At 65.7% G+C, this 22,217-nt stretch carries 11 protein-coding genes and 3 pseudogenes; 6 read left to right on the forward strand and 8 right to left on the reverse strand.

Going from position 1 to position 22,217, the window contains the following annotated elements:
- Window positions 1-62 precede the first annotated feature (62 nt).
- The 4 genes from GBA63_RS18375 to GBA63_RS18390 all read right to left on the reverse strand — a co-directional run bounded on the left by GBA63_RS18375 (window position 63) and on the right by GBA63_RS18390 (window position 3,744).
- Window positions 63-917, reverse strand: a complete 855-nt coding sequence (locus GBA63_RS18375) for a sensor histidine kinase (RefSeq protein WP_207956904.1) — start codon at window positions 915-917, stop codon at window positions 63-65.
- Window positions 860-1,084 (reverse strand): PAS domain-containing protein, encoded by a 225-nt coding sequence (locus GBA63_RS18380; RefSeq protein WP_166178433.1) that lies wholly within the window; start codon window positions 1,082-1,084, stop codon window positions 860-862. The genes GBA63_RS18375 and GBA63_RS18380 overlap by 58 nt, the downstream gene beginning before the upstream one ends.
- Complete coding sequence (locus tag GBA63_RS18385) at window positions 1,069-1,815, reverse strand: histidine kinase N-terminal 7TM domain-containing protein (protein WP_166178435.1); 747 nt, start codon at window positions 1,813-1,815, stop codon at window positions 1,069-1,071. The genes GBA63_RS18380 and GBA63_RS18385 overlap by 16 nt, the downstream gene beginning before the upstream one ends.
- 414 nt (window positions 1,816-2,229) lie before the next feature.
- A complete protein-coding gene (locus GBA63_RS18390; protein WP_166178437.1) occupies window positions 2,230-3,744 on the reverse strand; it encodes an amidase in 1,515 nt (504 codons plus the stop codon).
- A 458-nt stretch (window positions 3,745-4,202) separates the two neighbouring features.
- On the opposite strand from GBA63_RS18390, the pseudogene GBA63_RS18395 reads away from it, so the two are divergent.
- From GBA63_RS18395 to GBA63_RS18410, 4 genes and pseudogenes are all read left to right on the forward strand, one after another.
- Window positions 4,203-4,382: pseudogene (locus tag GBA63_RS18395) on the forward strand (transposase); the annotation flags it as partial.
- A gap of 109 nt (window positions 4,383-4,491) precedes the next feature.
- A pseudogene (locus GBA63_RS18400) lies at window positions 4,492-4,656 on the forward strand (AraC family transcriptional regulator); the annotation flags it as partial.
- 329 nt (window positions 4,657-4,985) lie between these two features.
- Entirely contained in the window at window positions 4,986-8,903 is a 3,918-nt protein-coding gene (locus GBA63_RS18405) for a PAS domain S-box protein (protein ID WP_228282617.1), read from the forward strand.
- A 602-nt stretch (window positions 8,904-9,505) separates the two neighbouring features.
- Window positions 9,506-10,810 carry an HD-GYP domain-containing protein gene (locus tag GBA63_RS18410; RefSeq protein WP_166178441.1) on the forward strand — a complete coding sequence of 435 codons (1,305 nt, stop codon included), beginning with the start codon at window positions 9,506-9,508 and terminating at the stop codon, window positions 10,808-10,810.
- Window positions 10,811-11,111: 301 nt separating this feature from the next.
- Here the strand turns inward: GBA63_RS18410 and GBA63_RS18415 are convergent, their stop codons facing one another.
- Entirely contained in the window at window positions 11,112-13,106 is a 1,995-nt protein-coding gene (locus GBA63_RS18415) for an HD domain-containing phosphohydrolase (RefSeq protein WP_166178443.1), read from the reverse strand.
- A 365-nt stretch (window positions 13,107-13,471) separates the two neighbouring features.
- Here GBA63_RS18415 and GBA63_RS18420 point away from each other — a divergent pair, with 365 nt between their 5' ends.
- Complete coding sequence (locus tag GBA63_RS18420; RefSeq protein WP_228282167.1) at window positions 13,472-15,253, forward strand: putative bifunctional diguanylate cyclase/phosphodiesterase; 1,782 nt, start codon at window positions 13,472-13,474, stop codon at window positions 15,251-15,253.
- Between the two features lie 99 nt (window positions 15,254-15,352).
- Complete coding sequence (locus GBA63_RS18425) at window positions 15,353-17,278, forward strand: histidine kinase N-terminal 7TM domain-containing diguanylate cyclase (RefSeq protein ID WP_166178447.1); 1,926 nt, start codon at window positions 15,353-15,355, stop codon at window positions 17,276-17,278.
- 46 nt (window positions 17,279-17,324) lie between these two features.
- On the opposite strand, the gene GBA63_RS18430 is transcribed toward GBA63_RS18425, so the two are convergent.
- The 3 genes and pseudogenes from GBA63_RS18430 to GBA63_RS24515 form a co-directional block, all read right to left on the reverse strand.
- Window positions 17,325-21,074 (reverse strand): PAS domain S-box protein, encoded by a 3,750-nt coding sequence (locus tag GBA63_RS18430; protein WP_228282618.1) that lies wholly within the window; start codon window positions 21,072-21,074, stop codon window positions 17,325-17,327.
- A gap of 142 nt (window positions 21,075-21,216) precedes the next feature.
- Entirely contained in the window at window positions 21,217-21,402 is a 186-nt protein-coding gene (locus tag GBA63_RS23775; protein WP_228282168.1) for a hypothetical protein, read from the reverse strand.
- 284 nt (window positions 21,403-21,686) lie between these two features.
- A pseudogene (locus GBA63_RS24515) lies at window positions 21,687-22,058 on the reverse strand (PAS domain-containing protein); the annotation flags it as partial.
- Between the last annotated feature and the right edge of the window lie 159 nt (window positions 22,059-22,217).

Below are 22,217 nucleotides of genomic sequence, written 5' to 3' on the forward strand. Positions count from 1 at the left end.
CCGGCCTCCGACGGAAGCCCGGACCGGGCGCACCCAGACGGTCTGGACCAGAGAGCCGGCGGCTAAACGCTCCAGAGCGTGAAGAAGAAGGCGGCGCCCTTCCCCGGCTCGCCCTCCGCCCAGGTCTTGCCGCCGTGGCGGTGGACGATGCGGGCGACCGTGGCGAGGCCTATGCCGGTTCCCTCGAACTCGTCTTCGGCGTGGAGCCTCTGGAAGGGTCCGAAGAGCGCGCCGGCGTAGCGCGGGTCGAACCCGACCCCGTCGTCGCGCACGAAAAAGACGGTGACGCCCTCGTGGAGTTCGGCGCCGAACTCTATCTTCGCCGCGGGCTCCCTGGAGGTGAACTTCCAGGCGTTTCCGAGCAGGTTCTCGACGACCACCCGCAGCAGCCTCGCGTCGCCGTCGGCGGTCAGGCCTTCCCGTATCTCGAAGCTCGCGTTCCTCTCCGGGTCGCGCCGCCGGAGTTCGCCGGCCACCTCTGCGGCGAGGGCCGAGAGGTCCACGTTCGTCCGGCGCATCTCGACCCTCGTTACCCGGGAGAGGTCGAGCAGGGCGTCTATGAGCAGGCCCATGCGCTGGGCCGAGGCCCGGACGCGGCGGAGGTGGTCCAGGCCCTCGGCGTCGAGGCCGCCGGCGTGGTCTTCCTGCAGGATCCTGGAGAACCCGTCGATGCTCCTGAGGGGCGCCCTCAGGTCGTGGGAGACGGAGTGGGCGAACTGCTCGAGTTCCGCGTTCGAGCGCGCCAGCTCCGCCATCCTCCGCGCCCGCTCCTCCTCGGCCCGCTTCCGGTCGGTCACGTCGCGCAGCAGGACGAGCCGGCCCTTGCGGCGGCCCTTCCTATCCACCACGGGGGAGATCGTCAGCTCGTAGTCGCGGGCCTCCGGTTCTTCGTTGCCCCTGACCTCTTGCCGGACCACGCCCCCCGCCCTCCGGTGTTCCTCGAAGGCGGCCTTCCAGGCGGGGCGAGCCGGGCGAGCGTCATCCCGACGGCCTCGGAAGCCGGGCGGCCGAGGATGTTCTCGGCCGCGGGGTTCACGTCCACGACGCGGTCTTGCGGGTCGGCCACGATCACGCCGTCGCCCATCCCCTCGACGACGTTCCCCGCGCCACGGGGACCAGGTCGAGCAACCTGAAGCCGAACAGCCCGATAACCAGCGCCCCCCCGCCGAGCAAGAAGGCGAAGGGCGTCGGGTCGAGCCCGGGGACCGGTATTAGCCCAAGGACGTAGACCACGTTCCCCACCCAAGGTATCGCCGCGGCCACCAGCAGCGCCACGCCCTGCCTCCTGTAGAGCCGCAGCGAGCGGGCGAGCGCGGGGAGCAGAAAAACGGTCCCGGCCAGGATGAGGATCTGAGAGAAAATCCAGTACACGTAGAACCAGGGGCCATACTCGAAAGCGAGGGCGGGAAAAGCCCGGGAAAGGTCGGACGCCGTGGACGCCCAGACCAGGTTGTGCGCCCCGTTCGTCCACACGAGCGCGAGGGTGACGAGGGGAACGACGGCCAGCAGCGCCAGGTTACCGCGGGTCAGCCACCCCTCCCGCCCCGTGTACCGGACGCAGAAAGCCAGCCACGCCAGCGGCACCGTCGAGATCCCGAAATACTGGACCTTCGCCCAGAAGATTTTCGCGCCCACGTCCGGAGCGCCCGACTCCAGCGCGTACCCCAAAGCCCACACCGACACGCCGGCCATGAGGACCGCCAGGGTCCGCGCGCCCGGCGCCCCGCGGCGAGTCCAGACGTACCCTGCCAGCGCGGCCGAAAAGACGCCAGACGCGACCAGGAGGTAGAAGTACGGGGAGAGCTGCCAGCCCATCAGCGAACCCGGACCGCCGCCTCGACCCGGGAAGAAAAACGAACGAGACGCCCGTGCCGGGCGGCACTACCGCAGGGGCCACCGTCGCCATTCGTTGACTCGACCAGTAGATCTCCTCTCGTCGCCGGAAAGCCCGGCCAGAAGATCGTACACCACCCCAAAGAAGGTCGCCACGAACGTCGGCCGACAGCCGGGTCTCGCCCGAAGGGAATAGATCCCGTACGAGGGCGTGGGCGGCGCGGCACGAGACAACCGACCTGCCCCTTCCTCGTGTCCCTACGGCCCGTTTAGTTTGCCGCCGCTGCGATGTAGGGTGCAAAGATCCCTCGATGGCGGGACACGGGGAACCCGAAATACGCCTGACAACAGGTGCCAGGGCGCGGCTAGAGGTCCTCTGCGCGCTCGTTGGGCAGCTTACCGGGGTTCGTCGGGGAGCGGGGGTACGCTATCTGGGGATCTGCGCGGGTCCGCCGCCTTTTCGTAGGAGTGCGCGAGCCCGAGCAGGTCCGCCTCTCCGTAGGGCTTCCCGACCAACTCGAATCCGACGGGCACGCCCCCTTCGGAGAAGCCGGCCGGCAACGAGACGGACGGCAAGTCCGCCTGCGCCGCTATGAGGGCGTTGGTCGGAAACGTGAGCACGGTCCACTTCCAGTCGTCGAGCTCTTTCCTCGTTGGCGGGAGCACCTGGGAGTTCGGGAAGAGGATGGCGTCGAGGTTGTGCGAGGCCATCACGCCCAAGATGGCCCTTCGGAACTCCTCCCTGGCGGCGAGCCCCTTGTGGTAATTGGGGTCTTCTTCGGGGTGTTCGGGGGCCTCCTCCGCTATGGCCGTGAAGAGGTCGAGGCGCGGGTGGAAACGCTTGGCGTCGTAGAGCTCGCCCACCGTGTGGGAACCGGGCCTCGTCGAGAGGAAACCGTCTATGTCGTAGCGGGATTGCGAGAGGTAGAGGGAGGTGACCTCGATAAATCCCATCAGATTCGGCACGCTCACCGGGTCGACGACCTCCGCGCCGGCGTCCCGCATGGCCTCGATCGCCACGCCCACGACCCTGTTCACCTCGCCGGAGTCCGGGTCGTCGTCCGGCCCGAACGCCTCGCGCAGTACTCCCACCCTCGCCCCCCTCAAGCCGCCTTCCGAGAGCCCACCAGCGTACCCTCCCGCGCCCCTGGCGAGCGTGGCAGCCGCGGTGAACGGGTCTGCAGGGTCGTAGCCCACGAGCGCGTCGAGCAGGATCGCGGCGTCCTTCACCGTGCGGGTCATGGGGCCCGCGGTGTCCTGGAAGACGACCAGGGGAGACATGCCCTTGCGGCTTATAAGTCCTGTGGTGACCCTGAACCCGACCAGGTTGTCGAAGGAGGACGGGACGCGGATGGACCCGCCCGTGTCCTCCCCGATCCCCACGGCCCCGAGGTTCGCCGCCACCGCGGCCCCCGTGCCGCCGCTGGAGCCGCCCGGGTCCCGGTCGAGGTCGTATGGGTTCTTCGTCTCGCCTCCGGCCGAGGAGTAGGCGAACCAGGAGGTCGCGAAGTCCGGGAGGTTGGTCTTCGCGAGGATCAGGGCCCCCGCCTCCTTTAGCCTCCCCACCGCGGTCGCGTCCTCCTCCGGGACGTAGTCCTCGAAGGCCACGGACCCGAAGGTGGTCCGGATCCCGGCGGTCTCGGCCTGGTCCTTGACCAGCACGGGAATGCCGTGGAGGGGGCCGACGAACTCGCCTCTCCGCCCGAAAGAGCTGTCGAGTTCGTCGGCCTCGTCCAGCACGTTGGGGTTGACCGTGAGGATGGAGTTCAGTTCGGGCCCGTTTTTGTCGTAGGCCTCGATGCGGGCCAGGTACAGCTCCACGAGGCCGCGGCAGGTAAGCTCCCCCGACCGGAACGCGGAGTGGATGTCGTCTATCGTGGCTTCCTGCAAGCGAAACGATGAAGCGGTCATGGTCGTCTCCCGTGTCTCGGCGGGACGCGGATGTGCCCAGCGCATCCCGGCATCGTTAGAAATCCAGGTAGGCCATCTTACACTTTTGCTCCTCCCGATTGCCCGAGCACCGGCCACGCGGAAGAATCCTCGGCCCGTCGGACAAAGCCCGTCCGGCGCGTTGGGGTCGCGGCAGACGTCGCGAACCGTGATCCGCCTACACTGAACCGCCCGAGAGACCACCCTCGCGGGACTCTCCGGCTCCACCGCAGGCATCGGCGTCCAGGCCGTCGGGTCGTGGTCCGGAAGATACGATCGACTGTGGGTCCCTGCCACGGGTGAGATTGGGACATTGCCGAGACTAGCCAACCCAAAGAGGATCAGCGACAAGCTATCCGGTCTGAAGCACACCAGGGGGCAGGCTTCGAACCTGGACTAAATGATCCAGAGTCGGACGTAAAGAACGGCTCAACGAGTAGATCCGCCGCCGCACCGACGTGGTCGGCACCTTCCCCGACCGGAACGCGATCATCCGCCTCGTCGGCGCCGTCCTGGCCGAGCAGCACGACGAATGGGCCGAAGGCCGCCGCTACCTCGGGCTCGACGTCCTCGCCCGAGCCCGGGCCCTCGGCACCACGACCGGGGAGGTGACCGCCGAGCAGATCCCGCAAGCCATCGCGGCCCGACCCGGCCGCAACGAAGGATCACCCCGGATACACCACGCCAACGAACTTGAGCACTCCGGCGCGACGTGGCACGATCTCGCAGGTGACCAGCAGACCCGCCGCGGCGCACCACCTGCGCGACCTCGCGTGGCTGCGGCGCGCCCGCGACCGGATCGACCGGGAGTACGCCCGTCCGCTGGACGTCGAGGCGCTCGCCCGCGGCGCGCACATGTCGGCCGGGCACCTCAGAGGAGGCCGGTTAGCTTTTCTTTGGGCTTGCGTATCGGGTACGATGTGAGAAATCAAGGAAGGAAACGTACTTGCTGAGGTCGAAGGGCCGATGGTATTGGGTCTGGATAGAGTCTTCTTTCGGGGTCGCGTATGCATGGCGCACGACGCTTCGGTTCGACAAGAATTTGCACGTAAGGTCGGGGTCGATGTTGGGGTCGCAGAAGGAGTCCACGGGGTCGTCGGCAATCAGGAGGGAACATTCTGCGCGACCGCCGGTTCTCGGCGGGGGTGACTCGGAACCGTGAGTGACCCAGAACGCGAGACGCTTCGCGAGACGCCACCCCTCCGGAACGGCAGGTGGGCCTGATGCGCTGGCGAGAGACGCCTTTCGCGATCCCGCTGTTCCTCGCGGCGGTCGTCCTGATTCTGATCGCCCTGTACGTCTGGCGCCGTCGCCGCGGAGCCCCGGGTGCGACCGCCTTCGTGACGCTGATGGTCGCCGGGGCGACATGGGGGGCGGCGTACGCCCTGTCCCTGGGCGCGACGGACCTTCCAGTCAAGATATTCTGGGGGAACGTCAAGTACACGGGCATACTGCTCGTGCCGGCGGCGTGGCTCGTCTTCGCACTCCGGTACACCGGCAGAGCCAAAACTATGACTCGCCCGATCGTGGCGCTTCTAGCCGTCGAGCCGGTCTTCACGCTGCTGTTGATCTTCACTAACGAGGCGCACGATCTGTTCTGGAGGTCGAGAGAGCCGAGCGTGGGCGGCGCGTTCCCGACCATCGAGCCGGTCTACGGGCCCTGGTTCTGGGTCAACCTGGCTTACTCTTACCTTCTCATCTCTATCGCAACCTTTCTTCTCGTTCAGACGTTCGTCCTCTCGGCGGGCCCCTACCGCAGTCAGAGGATCGCCTTGCTGGTTGGGACCCTGATTCCATGGACAGGGAACGCGGCCAACGTTTTCGGCCTCATCCCGCCCAGGTACCCGGACCCGGCCCCCTTCGCCTTCGTCGTAACCGGTGCGGTCTTCGCCTGGGCCCTCTTCCGACGCGGCCTGCTCGACGCCGTGCCGGTAGCGCGTGACGCCGTCGTCGAGGGCATGGGCGACGGGATGGTGGTGCTGGACGTGCAGGACCGGATCGTGGACCTGAACCCCGCCGCACGACGCATTTTCGGCCTTTCGGTAGCCGAAACCGTCGGCCGTCCGGTGGGTGAGATCATGCCCGGCCGGGCCGTCCTGCTCGAACGTCACAACGACGCGGAGGCAGCTTCAGAAGAGGTAGAGTTGGTAGACGGACCGGGGCCGCCACGCGCCTATGAGCTCTCCGTCTCGTCGCTGCGTGACGGGAGGGGACGCCGCGCGGGGCGCCTGATCATGCTACGCGACGTTACGGAACGCAGACGAATCGAGGACACACTGCGGCGAAGCGAGCAGCGGTTCCGGGCGATCTTCGAGAACACGGCACTCGGGATATCCATCGCCGACCGCCAGAGGCGGCTACTGGAGACCAACCGCGCCTACCAGGAGATGGTTGGTTACGACGCCGAGGAGCTGTTCGGCAAACCCATCGCGGAGCTCTCCCACCCGGACGACGTGACGCAAGACCGGCGATTGAACGAGGCGTTACTCTCTGGCAGCGTCGAACGCTACCAGAGGGAGAAACGGTACATCCGTAAAGACGGCGAACTCGTGTGGGTTAGGCCCGCGATCTCCGCCGTGCGCAATGCGGATGGCGAACCCGAGTTTCTAGTCGGCGTGGTGGAGGACATTACCGAACGCAAGCGGGCCGAGGAAGCTCTCAAAGAGAGCGAGGAGCGCTTCAGGCAGCTCTTCGATCGTTCCGTCGACGCCCTGCTGGTCCACGACGAGCGGGGCCGGATCATGGACTGCAACGCCGAGGCTTGCCGCTCTTTAGGCTACTCGCGCGAGGAGCTACTTTCGCTCTCGGTCGGCGACTTCGCCACCAACCTCCTCTCGGAAGAGGAGCGGGCGGAGAGAGAGGCGGGGGGCGGCACCCTGTGGCAGCGTGCCCTCACCGGCGAGAGTAGCCTGTCGTCAGGGGTGCATCTGGGTCGGCACCGCCGCAAGGATGACACGACTTTTCCCGTCGAGGTGCGAGTGGGCCCCGTGGACTACGGGGGAAGAAGGCTGATATTCGCCTCAGCGCGCGACATTACACGGCGCGAGGCCGCGGAGGAGGCGCTGCGGGCATCCGAAGAGAAATACCGTACCCTCGTCGAAACTGTGCAGGAGGGTATCGGGTTCGTTGACGACCGCGAACGGATAACCTACTGTAACCGGGCCTATGCCGACATCTTCGACCTCACGCCCGAGGAACTGGTCGGCAGGTCCTTACTGGAATTTTTGGACGACGACCAACGCCTCAAAGCTCAAGAACAGACGGCCCTGAGAAAGAAAAACATGCGCTCCGCTTACGAGATCTCCATAACGAGCGCGTCGGGTAAGAGAAGATACCTCTCGGCTTCCGGGACCCCAATCCTGGACGGCGACGGGTGGTTCCGGGGTGCGGTTCATACCGTAGTGGATATCACGGAGCGCAAGCACACGGAAGAGGCGCTGCGTGCCTCCGAATCGCATTTCCGCAGGGTGGTCGAGAGCTTAGGCGAGGGTCTGGTCATCACCGACCTGGACGATCTCGTACTCGACGCAAACTCCCGCGTCACCGAGCTCACCGGGTACGCCAAGGAAGACCTGCTCGGCCATCCGGCTTACGAGCTACTGCTGCCCCTGGAGGAGCGGCGGCGGGCGCTTCGCAACAACGAGCGCCGCGCGAGGGGCCTCGTCGAGCGATACGTTACGCGTTTGAGACGCAAGAACGGTACGACGTTTTGGGGGGAGGTCACCGCGACCCCCTACCGCGACCCAACGGGCAAGATAGTGGGCACCCTGGGGTCCATCGCGGATATCACCGAGCGGAAGGCGCTGGAGCAGCGCCTGGCGCACCAAGCGTTCCACGATGCCCTCACGGGCCTGCCCAACCGGGCCTTCTTCGCGGATCGGCTCGAACGTTCCCTGGCCGGATCCGGCCGGGAGGTGGACGGGAAGGTCGCCATATTGTTTCTGGACCTCGACAACTTCAAGTACGTCAACGACTCCCTGGGCCACGAAGCCGGCGACCGGTTGCTCGTGGAGGCCTCCCGTCGGCTGCGAAGATGCCTGCGCGCCGAAGACGTTGCCGCGCGCCTCGGGGGCGACGAGTTTGCAGCCTTGCTCGAGCACGTTCAGGACACGGGCGAGGCCACGCGGGTGGCCGAACGGATCGTAGAAGAGCTGCGAGAGCCTTTCATCCTCGACGGCCAAGAGGCCTTCGTAACCCCGAGCATCGGGATCGCCTGCGGCGGAGGAAGTTTACGGGAAGGACCGGAGGATCTGCTGCGCGACGCTGACGTGGCCATGTACCGTGCCAAAGAGGAGGGCAAGGCGCGCTACCGCGTCTTCGACCCAGCGATGAAGTCGCTCGTCGTCGAGCGCCTGGGGCTGGAGAATGACCTCAGGCGAGCCCTGGAGCGAGACGAGTTCGTGGTGCATTACCAGCCGGTGGTCGCCCTCGATACCGGACGAATAATCGGCTTCGAGGCGCTGGCGCGCTGGCAGCATCCGGAGCGTGGATGCGTCTCGCCGGCACAGTTCGTGCCGCTTGCGGAGGAGATCGGGCTTATAGCGTCCATCGGACGCAGGATCCTTCACGAAGCATGCCTGCAGACTCGCGAGTGGCAGATCCGCTACCCGGGCCATCCCTCGGACCCACCCCTGATCATAGGCGTGAACCTCTCGGCGAAGCAGCTCTCCCATCCCCGCCTTACCGAGGACATTCGAGACGCCTTGCGGGAGAGCGGACTGGACCCCGCCTGGTTGACCCTGGAGATCACGGAGAGCGCCGTGGTCGGCAACGGGTCCCGTCACATCGACACCCTGCACGAGCTCAGGGCCGCTGGGGTGCGGTTCGCCCTGGACGACTTCGGGGTGGGCTACTCCTCCCTGTCGTACCTCAAGCACCTGCCGGTGGGCATGCTGAAGATCGACCGCTCGTTTGTCGAGAAGATCGAACAGGATCCTGAGGATGAGGTTCTTGTATCCGGTATGGTCCATGTGGCGAAGGGTTTGGGCCTTAGGGTATTGGCCGAGGGCGTGGAGACGCCAGATCAGCTGGCGCGAGTCGAGGCCCTGGGATGCGACCTCGGCCAGGGGTACCTTTTCTCGGAACCGCTGCCCGCCGAGGAGGCGGGCAGACTCCTAACCGCAGCCCGTAGACTCCCGTGAACGATCCGGACGGGGGTACAGACCAACCCGTCATCTGCCCGCCGCTTCGCGAAGAACCGCGCTGCCCCCTCGCCTCCCGGAGCCACAGGGTCCGTGGTCTCTTAAAGCAAAGGTAATCCCGCCTAGCCCTCCGCCGTCCGTTCGCCACCAGATCTTGTGATCCCTTCTTTCCCGGCATAGATGAGGCAAAATAAGGTGGTCGGGGCCGGCAGGCCCTGACTGCGTCGAGCGGCTACATCGAGGGGGTGACCCGAAAATGCTGTTGACCCGCAAGTGCTGGTAGAGGCCGAAGGGGTTTTGGGAGGCATGATGAAGGTCAGGGAGGTGAACGCCGGATGACCCGTAAGGCCTGGTAGCTGACATTATATAAAGATCGGCGGGCCGGCGGCCCCCGTTGCCTCGTGGACCGCCGGCCCGCTTTCCACTAGAATGATTTCCCTATGGGAGAAGAAGGGACCACCAGAGGGTCGACGAGGCGCGGGACGTGAGGAAAATTGCCAACTAGGCTTTCCCGACGATTCTTCGCGCGAGCCTACGTGACCGGCGTTGTTTGCCTGGCTATCCTTGCGCTGGCTTCCTGGGCAATATGGTTCGGCTTCTACTTGACGCCGACGGTGTTCGCGCTGGGACTCGGGTTAGGTTTTCTGTGCGCCCTGGAGCGCACCTGCCCGGTAAGCCTCGGCGTGGGCAAGACCTCCTTTGAGTTCGGGGGCGCGCCGATACTGTTCGCCCTGGTGCTCGGCGGCCCCGCGTGCGCTTTGGTGGCGGCCCTCCCCTCTGCGGTTTACCGCGATCCGTCGCGCACGGCCTTTCAAGGTTCCGTGCATGTGGCACAGGTGCTCGCGGGCGGGCTGGTCTTCTCGCTCCTTTGCCCCTCGACCCTGCTGGCGTTCCTATCGCAGACCTCCGATGCTGAGTACGCGTCGCCGACCTCGCTCGGGCTGGCGACCCTCGCGGCCGGATTGGTCTTCTACGGGTTGGACGCCCTCATCGGGCCTACGCTCATGCTCCTCAAGTACGGACTGTCTTGGCGTGAGGTCATCTTGGAGATCGTCGTTCCGGCCCTGCCGTCGGACGCCCTGGCCGTCGCGACCGTGCTCGTGGCTGTTCCTACCGTCGCCCTCGGCGGCCCGCTGACTGCCATAGTTTTGCTGGGTGGCACCCTGCTCTCGTCGGTGGCGATGGACCGCATCAGAGAGCAGCGCAAGCGGGCGTTGCGACTCGAGGAAGAGAATGCCGCCCTCAAAGACGCGCTGCGCGACTCCAACACGGAGCTCGCCTCTCAGCTGGTCAGACGGCTAGGATACCGGGACGGGCACGCTGCAGACCATGCCGCCGCCTCTGCCGTGTACGCCTATGACGTGGCGAGGGAGATGGGCCTCGGCGAGGAGCGCGCCAGGGAGGTGCGCGTCGCTGCGCTGCTCATGGACGTGGGACTCCTATGGTTACCGGATGAGATCCTACTCACGGCCCCCGAGAAGCTCAACTCCCTGGGCAGCATGCGCCTGGAGGAACACCCGATGGCAGGCGAGGAGGTGCTCGCTTCGGTCCCCGGTCTGGAAGTGGCGTCCAGGTGGGTCAGATGGCACCACGAAAGGCCCGACGGCGCCGGGTACCCGGATCGCCTGCGCGGCCAGTGGACCCCGACGGAGTCCAAGATTCTCGCGGTCTGTTCTCTCTACGCCTCGCTCGTCCTGCAAGGTCCCCACTCGCCAGGGCTCTCCCCGAACGAGGCGCGACGTGCGTTGGTCCGCGGGATGGGCACCGCGGTTGACGAAGAGGTCGCAAGGGCCTTGTTGATGGTACTCTCGACGGAGGATCCCACCTACGCCTCTGCCTCGGACGACCGCTTCTCTTTCCCGGCACGCGAGAGGAAGATCAACGCCTCGGCGGTCCATCGACGGTAGATCTGGGTATGCCAATAGCGGCTGAACCGGCAGGCCACGCGCGGCCGCGAGACCGAGCTATCGACAGACGGGCGCGGCACGTGAATCAGAATATGGTTGGCGCGGAGTGCGGCGCGTTGCCCGCACCTCCGCTGAAACCTGCGTCCCCTGCATGCGTTGCCTGAAGGAGCGAAGCAAGACGCACCGCAAGCGTGGCACGATTCTAGGGATCTTTCGACAGCAACTACTCTGAAGCGACACACGGGTGGTTCGGCGAGGCCTCCGGGGCAACAGATGAGTCCCGGGCGTACGCCGGCGCTTTTCAGGCGATGCCGGCCCTGGCGCGCACGATCACGGATTCGCCGTCGTCGCCGGGACGCCAGGCGGAGCTGCCGACCCGCACCGGTGGGCCTCCGGCTATCTCTTCCGCGATCTCTTCTGCGAGCCGGCGGGCATGCTCTTCGTCGACGCCGGAGCCGACGAGGGCCAGACGGCGTCCGCCGTGGCGACAGGCCGTGCCGCCGATGCGGGCCGCAACTCTCTGGAGGCCGCGCGCAACCGCCCGGATTTCCTCGTCTCCGGCCGCGTAGCCCTGCCGCATGTTGGTCCTGCCGATCTCCGTCAGCTCCACGAGAACCACGCCAAACGGGCGCCCCCGCATCTCCGAACGCCGCGCCTCGGCCTGCGCCGTCTCGTGCAGGTAGCGGCGCGTGTACAGCATCGTCAGGTTGTCCGTCAGCGCGAGCGAACCGTAGCCCAGCACGGGCTCGCCCTCTTTGCGCCTGGCCTGAAGCTCCGGATCCTCGAGGGCATCTTCAAGCTCGCGGAGCCGGTCGTCGCCTGGCGGTTTGCTGCGCACCTCCTCGACAAAGACGCGCACGATCTCGGGGTCGAACTGGGTGCCGGCGTGGTGTTCGAGCTCCTCGCAGGCCCCGGCTACGGACGTCCGCCTCCGGTACGGGCGCTCGGCCGTCATCGCGCTGAAGGCATCCGCCACGCAGATAATCCTGGCCTCGAACGGTATTTCCTCCCCGCGCAGGCCTGACGGGTAACCGTACCCATCGTAGCGCTCGTGGTGGTGAAGGATGCCCATCGCCATCGGCTCAAGCGCCGGCACCTGCTGCACGATGTGGTAGCCGATGCGCGGGTGTAGCTTGACGATATCGGTCTCTTCGGGGGTGAGGGCCGCCGGCTTGAGCAGAATGCGCTCGCTTATGCCGATCTTGCCGACATCGTGCAGGAGCGAGGCGAAGAGTAATTGCTCCCGGCGTAGGGGCTCGACGCCCAGACGGTCGGCGACCGCCGCCACGTATCCGGAGACCTCCTCGGAGTGGCCGCGCAGGAACGGGTCCTTCGCTTCGAGCGCCTCCCCCAGTACGCGGACCGTGGCCAGGTAGGAGGAGCGCAACTCCCCCTGCAGGCGGCCGTTCTTCAGGACCGCGCCAGCCTGGTTACCCAAGGAGAGCAAGACGTCCTCGTCGTACTCGCCGAATCCGCCCTCCTTGTTGGCGCAAACGATCACGCCGCCGAACTCGTCCTGGATGTAGATCGGGATCGCGACGAGGTTCTGGATCTCTTCGTCCGCCGGGGTGCTCCCCTCCTCTACCTCTTGGGGCTCATCCTCGCGGATTATCTGGTCGTTCTCGATGACCTCATCGGCGAAGCGCTGCACGATCGCACTTTCCTCCGGGTCGTTCTCGAAGCCCTCGACGGAGATCAGGTCGAGGTTGCCGTCGGAGTCCTCGTCTTCGCGCGAGAGTAATAGCCCCTTCTCCGCCCCGAGCAGCCTCTTGGTGAGACGCAGTACCATGCTCGGCACGTCGCCCGGGTCGCCTAAGGCACCCAGCTCCCGGTGCATGCGCATGACCTCTGCCTGCAATTCCCGGTTCCAGCCCCTCTCCGCCTCCCGCGCCTCCTGCGAACGGGCGCGCAGGTAGCGTTCTCGCTCCAGCTCGCCCTCTCGCGCCTCCAGGTTGGACTCGAGCCGTACCTTCTCCTGCCGCAACCCGTCTCGCTCCCTGCGGACCCCTCCGATCTCGTCGCGGACCCCGCCCAACTCGGCCTCACGCTTTTGCACCTCGGCCGCCAGTTGCTCGCGCCCCTTCTCGGCTTCCTCGCGAGCCTCCGCGATCCTGGAACGGTCCCACCACCAGCCGACGAGCGCGAGCAGACCCGCCACCCCGAACAGCAAGGATGCCGGGTCATACCCCTCGCTAGCCGGGCCCCCGAAAGCCACGACAAGCGTGTACGCGACAGCCACCAGGAACGTCAAGACCGCCACCGAGATCCAGACGACTCCGTACTTGTTTGAACTCAAGAGGTCCCTCCGTTACGCGGGTAGTGGGTTTTGGTGATGCGTTTCACGGAAGCTGCATTCTCTTCCGGTCGAGCCAGGTTGTCAATTTGTTGCGCGGCCGCCGCAAGCGAGCCGCCCGCCTCCATCGACCGGGCATTTTCTCGTCTGGGTACTCGTACGGTAGAGGTCGCAACATACGTCGTTTTCGGGCCGTAAGCGTCGGATATTTGACACAGGAATGGCCCAAAGTATGTACCGCACCTCGCCCCTATCGAGCGTCAGGTTAAGGTACAGTACAGTCTGAATCTTACCCATCAGTCGCTTGGTTGTGTCCGACAAAATGAGGAAAAGTATGGAAGCGCAACTCGCAAAGAGCCGGGAGAGCCTTGTCAGCGGTTGAGCGGCGCCCAAGGAACGCGCAAGCAGAACTTCCGGAGGCGAGACTCAGGACGCTTATAGAGCAGGCGCCTTTGGCCATGCACGTCTTCGCCCGCGACGGCACCTCACTCTTGGTAAACAAAGCCTGGGATGAGCTGTGGGACCTTGAAGAGGGGGAAAGCTCCGAAGGCGAGAACGTGTTCGAGGACGAGCAGGTCCGGGCCGCGGGGCTCCTGCCCCACGTGAGGGAGGCCGTGGAAGGCGAAACCGTTGAGACGCCGCCCCTACTCTACGAACCGCGCCGGACCGGACGCGGAGGTCAGCCGCGGTGGATGAGGGCGTTCTGCTACCCCGTCAAGGGGGAGGACGGGGAGACGAGGGAGGTGAGCCTCATCATAGAGGACGTTACCGAGCGCAAGAATCTCGAGGACAGCCTCGCCCACCGCGCCCTCCACGACGGGCTGACCGGGCTGCCCAACCGGGCGCTCCTAACCGACCGTCTGGTCCACGCCCTCTCCCGCGTCGGGCGCGAAAACGGGTCGGAGTCCGGCGAGACGGTCGGGGTGCTCTTCCTTGACCTGGACAATTTCAAGCACGTCAACGACTCTCTCGGGCACGGGGCGGGCGACGGGCTCCTCGTGGAAGTAGCGGCCCGCCTAACGTCCTGCGTCGGGCCGGGCCACACGGTCGCACGGCTGGGCGGCGACGAGTTCGTCATCCTGCTGGAAGGTCTGGAAAACGAAGAACTGGCGCAGGAGGTGGCGGGGCGTATCGCCCGGGAACTCAGACCGCCGTTCTCCCTGGATGGCCGGGAGGTCTTCGTAACCGCGAGCGTCGGGGTTGCAATTGGCAAGGTCGGAAAGGGCGGTCAGGAGGACCCCCAGAACCTCCTCAGAAGCGCGGACGTGGCGATGTACACGGCCAAGGAGCGCGGCAAGGATCGCCACGTCGTTTTCGAGACCTCGATGGACGGCCGGTCGGAGCGGCGCCTGACGCTCGAAGCCGGGCTGAGGTACGCCCTGGAGCGCGAAGAGCTCGGCGTGCTCTACCAGCCCGTGGTGCGTTTGGCAGACGGCCGAGACGCCGGCGCCGAGGCGCTCGTGCGCTGGAGGCATCCGCAGCGTGGCGTGGTACCTCCCGCGGCGTTCATACCGCTCGCCGAGGAGACCGGACTTATCATAGGGATCGGGGAGCAAGTGCTCAGGGAGGCCTGCGCCCGGGCCCGCGAGTGGCGGGACCTTCTGAAAGGGGGCGGTACACCGACGGTCTGGGTCAACCTTTCGGCCCGCCAATTCCACGAGCCAGGCCTCCCTGAGCTCGTGGAAAGCGTTCTGGAGGAGGCGGGACTCGACCCCGGATCGCTGGGCTTGGAGATAACGGAGGGCGTCGCCATGGACGAGTCGGGGTTCGGTGCCGGGCGCACGACGGCCACGCTACGGAACCTCAAGGAGCTGGGGGTGCGTCTGGCCGTGGACGACTTCGGCACAGGGTATTCTTCCCTCTCCTACCTGAAAAGGCTTCCTTTGGACGTCCTGAAGATCGATCGCTCGTTCGTCTCTGGCCTCGAAAAGAATACCGAAGACCGGGCGATCGTCTCCGCGGTGGCGACCCTCGCGCGGGACATGGAGCTCGAGGTGGTGGCCGAGGGCGTAGAGACGGAAGAACAACTCCATATCCTCCGTGAGTTGGGCTGCAGCCTCGCGCAGGGCTACTACTTTGCAAAGCCGCTGCCGGCCACTGAGGTCTCCGCACGGTTGGAGGGGGGCCTGGCGTCTGCTACGGGTCCGTAGCGGGCTTGCCACACGCCAAGGTCGACAGGGAAGCGAGATGATCATGAGGGTCGAGGCATTGCCGGGCCCGACCTTGTCCATCCACGCGTCGGGAAGAACGTGAGCATCCAGTACACACCTTACGTACTGCTGCCGCTGGCCTCTGCCCTGGCGCTCGCTTTTCTGGCCGTGGTCGCCTGGCGGCGAAAGGAGACGCCCGCGGCGATGCCTTTCGCCGCGCTTATGATGGCCGCGTGCGGGTCCAAGCTTGCCTACGCGCTGATGATGCTTTCGGCGTCCGTGAACGGAAAGATTTTCTGGACGAAGGCAGAGTACCTTGGTGCCGCCGCCATGCCGGTGGCGTGGCTGGCCTTCGCCCTCGTGTTCGCAGATTTTGCGTGGGGACGAAGACTCCACCGCACCGTGGCCGTCCTGGCCGTGATACCGCTTTGCACGTTACTGTTCACGTTGACCAGCGGGCTACACGGCTTCGTGTGGGACACGGTCGAACTGGACCGTTCGGGCCCGTTTGTGGTTCTCGAGATGGTGCGGGGGCCCTGGTATTGGGTCCACGCCGTCTACTCCTACGCGCTCGTTCTCTGCGGCACGGCCTTGCTCGCGTACAAGATCGCCCGCTCTTCGCGACTCTACCATCCGCAGGGCGTGGCGCTACTCTCGGGCGTGCTTCTGTCTTGGGGGGCCAGCCTGTCGCACGTCGTGGGGATCAGCCCGGTGCACAACCTGAACCCGGGCGTGCTGGTCTTCCCGGTCACCGGCGCCCTGTTTGCCCTGGGCCTTTTCCGGTTCCGGTTCCTGGACCTCTCTCCCGTGAGCAGGACCGACGCCTTCACCAGCCTACGCGACGGGCTCATCGTGACTGACCCCCGGGGGCGCGTCGTCGACCTCAACCCGGTCGCGGCCAGCATCCTGGGCCACGCGCCCGCCCGGGTGCTCGGTCGTGGCGTCTTTGGCCTCTTGCCGATCAGCCCCGCGATCCACCGAACGGCAGACGATGCGCCGCACCAGGAGATCTCCCTGAAGAACGGCTCGACGCGCCGCTACGACGTGACCTTCGCGCCGCTGGAGGGCGACGGGAACTCCCTGGGCCGTCTCTTTTCTTTGAGCGACGTAACGGAGAAGAGGCGCGCCGAAGAGACACTCAAGGAGAGCGAGGAGCGTTTCCGAGCCGTCTTCGAGGGGGCGGTGATCGGCATGGCACTTACGAACGCCGAAGGCAATCTAGTGCGCGCCAACACCGCCCTCAATCTCATGTTCGGCTACGGAGAAGGGGACCTTCGCGGAAGGTCCTTCCACCAACTCACCCACCCCGCAGACCGCATCGCCGGGTCGGAACCCTACCGCGAGATCGTGGATGGCCGGCGCGACCGCTACCGGGCGGAGAGGCGCATGCTCAAGAGAGACGGCACGGTGATATGGGCCCGCCTCAGCGCCTCGGCGATCCGCGGTACGCGTCCGGAGCAGGGGCTGGCCGTCGTCATGGTCGAGGACTTCACGGACAGGAAGGTGCTCGAAGAGGAGCTCACCCACAAAGCGTTCCACGACCCCCTCACCAACCTGCCCAACAGGCACCTGTTTGCCGACCGTCTGAAGCACGCCTCGGAGCGCGCCACCCGGTCGGCCGAGGGTATGGCGGTGTTCTTTATAGACATCGACGACTTCAAAGAGGTCAACGACTCCCTGGGCCACGAAGCCGGCGACCGGCTACTTTCGGAGGCCGGCGCGCGCATGAGGTCCTGCGTGCGGCCCGAGGACACGGTGGCGCGCCTCGGCGGTGACGAGTTCGCGGTCTTGCTGGAGGACGTTACAGAGTGGGAGGCCCGGCAAGCGGCCAGAAGAATCGGCGAGAAGGTGCGCGCGCCGTTCTATTTGGACGAATCCGGCCGGCGGGTTTCGGTCACCGCCAGCGTGGGCGTCGCCGTCGCCCAGGGCGGCGGTGCTCTGGACCCTTCAGCCTTGCTCCGGGAGGCGGACCGGGCCATGTATCGCTTGAAACAAAGACCCGGTAGAGGCAACCGTTCTTCGTAAGCCGCCGGTAGACCAACCGCGGTATTCATCGGAGGTCTCGGTTCTGTCATCGCGGAGGGAGGGGATATCTCCAGTAGCTGCCCTGTCCTAGGGCGCAACCGAGGGAGAGCAAGGTCGAGCGCTCGTCTTCGGTCTCCACCCCCTCCGCTACCAGCCCCAGGCCCAAAGACTCGGCCAGGGCAACCGTGGCCGAGACGATCGCGGCGTTCGCGCGGTTTTTCTTCACCCCGGCCACTATCGACCGGTCGAGCTTAAGTTGGTCGACGGGAAGTTGTCCCAGGGAAGAGAGCGACGAGTATCCCGTCCCGAAGTCGTCTATGGCCAAACCGACCCCTATACCTTTGAGCTCGCGCAGCACGCCAAGATCGGCGCTCGTTTCCCCGACCAGATCGTCTTCTGTGAGCTCCAGTGTAAAGGCATCGGGAGGGAGAACCGTCCCCGCGACGGCTCTGGCGACGTCCGACGTAAAGTCCGCGTCGCGTAGCTGGCGCAGGGAGACGTTGATGTTGATGCGAAACGGCCCGCCGGCGGACCTTATGTCCGGGCCTACGCCCCTCACCTCCTCCCACCACGCCCGTATCTGGCGGCAGGTCTCCCGGAGAACCCAGCGTCCGATCGGAACGATCAGGCCCGTCTCCTCCGCCACCTGGAGAAAGTCGCGCGGGGCTAGCAAGCCACGCTTCGGGTGTTTCCAACGCAAGAGCGCCTCAGCGCCGACAGCCTCGCCGGTCTCTATCCTAATGATCGGCTGGTAGTGCAGGCGGAACTGCCCGCGCTCCAACGCCCGGCGCAGGTCGTTCTCCAGGGAGAGGCGGGTCCTGGCCTGATCCTCCATAAAGGGTTCGAAGACGGCGTAGGACGCCCTCCCTCCCCGCTTGGCCCGGTACATTGCCAGGTCCGCCTCCCGTAAGAGGTCGCTTGGGTCCTTCGCCCCGCCCTCGCCGCTTGAGATCCCGATGCTGACGGTCACAAAGGCCTCTTGGCCGTCGAGGACGAAGGGGTCACCCAATGCTTCGGCGATCCTCGCGGCGGCCTTTTCTGCGGCCCCCGCATTCTCCTCCTCCAGCAGTACGACGAACTCGTCGCCGCCGAGGCGCGCCACCGTGTCCTCGGGCCTCAGGCACTGCTCCAGTCGCCTGCCGACCGCGACGAGCAACCGGTCTCCCACGTCGTGGCCCAACGAATCATTGACGACTTTGAAGTTGTCTATATCCATGAACAGCAGCGCAACCCGCCCGATGCCCCGCCGCGTCCTCAGGAGGCACCTCTCCAAGCGCTCGGTCAACAGCGCCCGGTTGGGCAGCCCTGTCAGAGAATCGTGAGTGGCCCGGTAGGCGAGCCGTTCTTCGAGTAACTTGCGCCCCGTGACGTCCCTGAGGACCGCCTGCACCGCCGGCCTGCCCGAGTAGGTTATGGGCTGTCCGACGACCTCCAAGTCCAGCACGCCACCGTCGAGCCGGAGGTACTTCTCCTCCAACAAGGGTGCCCGGTCGCCCGTCTTGAGGGTGTGCCGGACGCGCCAGGACACGAGCGCCCGATACGCGGGATGTACGAAGTCCAGAACCTTCCTGCCCACCAAATCCTCCGGCGAGGCCGCACCGAAGAGCTGCGCCCCGGCCCGGTTTATGAACAGTAGCCGTTCCCCGTCGTGGACGGCGATGGGTTCAGGTGAGAGCTCCACCAGCTTCCGGTAGCGCTCCTCGCTCTCCTTGAGCGCCATCTCCGTGCGCTTGAACTCGGTGATATCGAACATCACGCCATGCCAGACCTCTGTCTCCCCCTCCTTGCTTATGAGCCTGCCATCCTCCCTGAGCCACACGATCCGGCCGTCCTTGGCAACCATGCGGAACTCTAGCCTGAAGGGCTCGCCGGTTTGACCGGTACGCACGTCTTCCGCAAGCACGCGCTCCCTGTCTTCGGGGTGCAACACGGTCTTCCAGAACTCCGGATCGGAGGTGTACTCAGCGGGGGTGTACCCGAGGATCGCCTCGATCTGCGGGCTGATATAGGACGTGTAGCTCGTGCCACCTGGATTCTGAGCATGCACGTAGGTGACGGCCGGCACCCCCTCGACTATCGTACGGTACTTCGCCTCGGTCTCCCTGATTCGCTCCTCCGCCAGTTTCCGCTCGGTTACGTCCGCAAAGTAACCCTGCCAGAACCTGGGCCTTCCCTCGTCGTCGCGTATCAGCACCGCCTCGTCTCTGAGCCACACTGCCCGCCCGTCCTTGCGGATCATACGGTACTCTATCCTGAAGGGCTCACCCGTCCCGTTGGTCCTCTCGTTCTCGGCCAGCACCCTCTCGCGATCTTCGGGATGGAGGATGTTCTGCCAGAACATCGGATCGTGGAGGAACTCTTCGGGCTCGTAGCCCAAGACGTCCCGCACGAAAGGGCTGCGGTAGAGGGCGGAGTTGCTCTCGTCCGCCGCGTCTATGTAGACGACGGCCGGCACGTTCTCCACCAGCGCCCGGTAGCGCTCTTCGGCCTCCTTGATCCGCGCGTGTAGCCGGGCGCGGCTGAGCGCGTCGCTCGTGTGCTCGCCCACTGCCTCCAACAGCCGCAGGTCCTCTTCAGCGAGCTTCGCACCGTCGATGCTCTCGACGTTCAGGGTCCCGATCACCTCGTCCCGGTCGAACAAGGGCACGCAGATTTCGGAGACGATGCCTTGTATAGCGTCCAGGAACTCGGGGTCAGTGTGGGCCTCTTCGAGGTACGCCGGCTCACCAGAGCGCGCGACGCGCGCCATCACGCCCCGCGAGAGGGGGATGCGCTCCAACACCGAGCGGTACCCCACCTGGCGCTGCAAGACCAACTCCTTCTGCGGTTCTTCGTCTGCGATCAGGTACGCGCTGACCAGGACGTAGCCGTACGTCTCCGCGACGGCCTCCACGACCGCATCGAAGACGTCCCCGGGATCCAGCTCGCGCGAGAGGGCCGTGCGGACCTGGTGGAGCAGGGAGGACTCCCTGGCCTGATGGCGATGACGGCGCTCGCTCTCTCTGAGGGCTTCCTCGATCTCCCTCTTCGCCGAGATGTCGGTTAGGTGGCCTTGCCAGTGGGCAAACCCTTCTTCTTTTCCGACCGGCGCGGCCTCGTCGAGCACCCACACCACGCGGCCATCGTTGCGAACCATGCGGTACTCCATCGAGAACGACACGCCGGTTCCATCGGCGCCCCTGTCCTCGCCCACAACGCGCCCGCGATCCTCCGAATAAGTTACCTCCGTCCAGAAACCGGGGTCTTCTACGAACCGTTCGGGTGGGTAACCCAGAATCTCCTCTACCCTGGGGCTCATGTAGGTCACCTCGTAAGAGGCGGGCTCGCTGGTGAGCCCTTTCCGCATATAGATCGCGGCCGGCACGCCCTCGACGAGCTTGCGGTAACGCTCCTCGGCCTCCTCAAGCCTCCTCTCCGCGAGCTTGCGGTCCGTGACGTCGCGCGAGATGGCGACGATACCGCCCACCTCCGGGTCGGATAGGAGGTTGGTGCGGGTCGCTTCGACGTGGCGCCAGGAACCGTCTTTATGCCGTATCCTGTACTCGAGCGGCACCTCGATCCCGGGCCTTTCCAGCAGCCGAGAGAAGGCCGCACGAACCCTCTCCGCGTCGTCCGGGTGGACGTAGTCGAGGCCCTTGCGCCCTACGCGCTCCCCCGGCTCGTATCCCAACGTCCGCCCGATGGAAGGGCTGTCGTAGAGCACCGTGTCGTCCTCCGCAAGCACGGTGACGATGTCCGCCGCGTTGTTGAGCAGCGAGAGGAACCACCCCTCGCCACCCGGAGAATAGGATGTCATGCTCGACACGAGCGCTCTCCTAACCGCCCCCGAAGACGAGCATGGGCCGAAAGAATGCGGGCAACTCTGTTCTCCACCTGTATGGCCTTATTTGCGCAGGCCACATTATACCCGCGGAAAGGTTTCGAGGTTCAAGTCTCGCCTAGGCGAGAGACGATATCCCCCAGTCGAGCGCATGCACCGTCTCGGAGGCCGGGACCGCGTGCCTGCTCATGGCCCGTACCAATCCGGAGCGCTCGCGAACCCTGTTGCGCCCGGAGGAGAAGACGCTTCCCCTGCGGTCCGTAACGACCGTCCCGATTGGTAGGGAGCCAGCCAGGCCTCCCACGCCGACTCCACGCACATACGCCGGGGTTCTGAGAGATCTTCCCAGACGCGAACAAGAGCTTCGACGCCTCCCTCGCCGGCAGCGGTGCCGAGATAAGGTAGCCCTGGGCCAGCTCGCAACCCAGGTCCCTCGCCAGGGAGAGCTGCTCGGGCCTCTCGATGCCCTCGTTTGCACAAGATGACGGAAGCGCTCCTCGCTCTCCTTGAGCGCCTCCTCCACGAGCTTTCTAACGTTGAAGTCCCGGCCCACCGCCTGGTAGCCGAGAAGGTTGCCCCCTCGTCGAAGACGGCCCTATTGGTCCACTGCTGCCAGCGTACCTCCCCGTCATGCCGCCATACCCAGTGCTCGAAAGCGTCGACCGGGTCTTCGGGGGTCAACGAGGCCAGGTGCTCTTGCAGTGGACCGCGGTCCTTCTCCGGCAGGAGATCCAGGAAACTACTTCCGAGCAACTCTTCCCGGCTCTTGCCGAAATAGCGGCAGTAGCCTTCGTTGACATAGGTGCGCGTCAGGTCCGGCAAGGAACGGCAGATCAACTCAGGTAGGTCTTCGATCAGCGCGCGGTAGTTAGCCTCGCTCTCTTTGAGGGCCGCCTCGGCCGCTTCGCGCCCATCTCCGCCGCTCGCAAATGCCTCTTTCTTCTCGCGCCCTACGCGCAATCCTTCGTTCCCCGAACCGGGGTGTTCGGGGCGCGAATGTTTCTGACGGGATAACGATCAACGCCCTCTTTCGGACGAATCTCAGGAAGTATATTGTCCGCCGATCGTCTATTCCAAAAAGTGTGGCAAAAGGCGCGACCTCATGGATGCCAAGAGAGT

The sequence above is a fragment of the Rubrobacter tropicus genome (genome assembly GCF_011492945.1).
In the GTDB taxonomy this organism is placed as follows: Bacteria; Actinomycetota; Rubrobacteria; order Rubrobacterales; family Rubrobacteraceae; genus Rubrobacter_D; species Rubrobacter_D tropicus.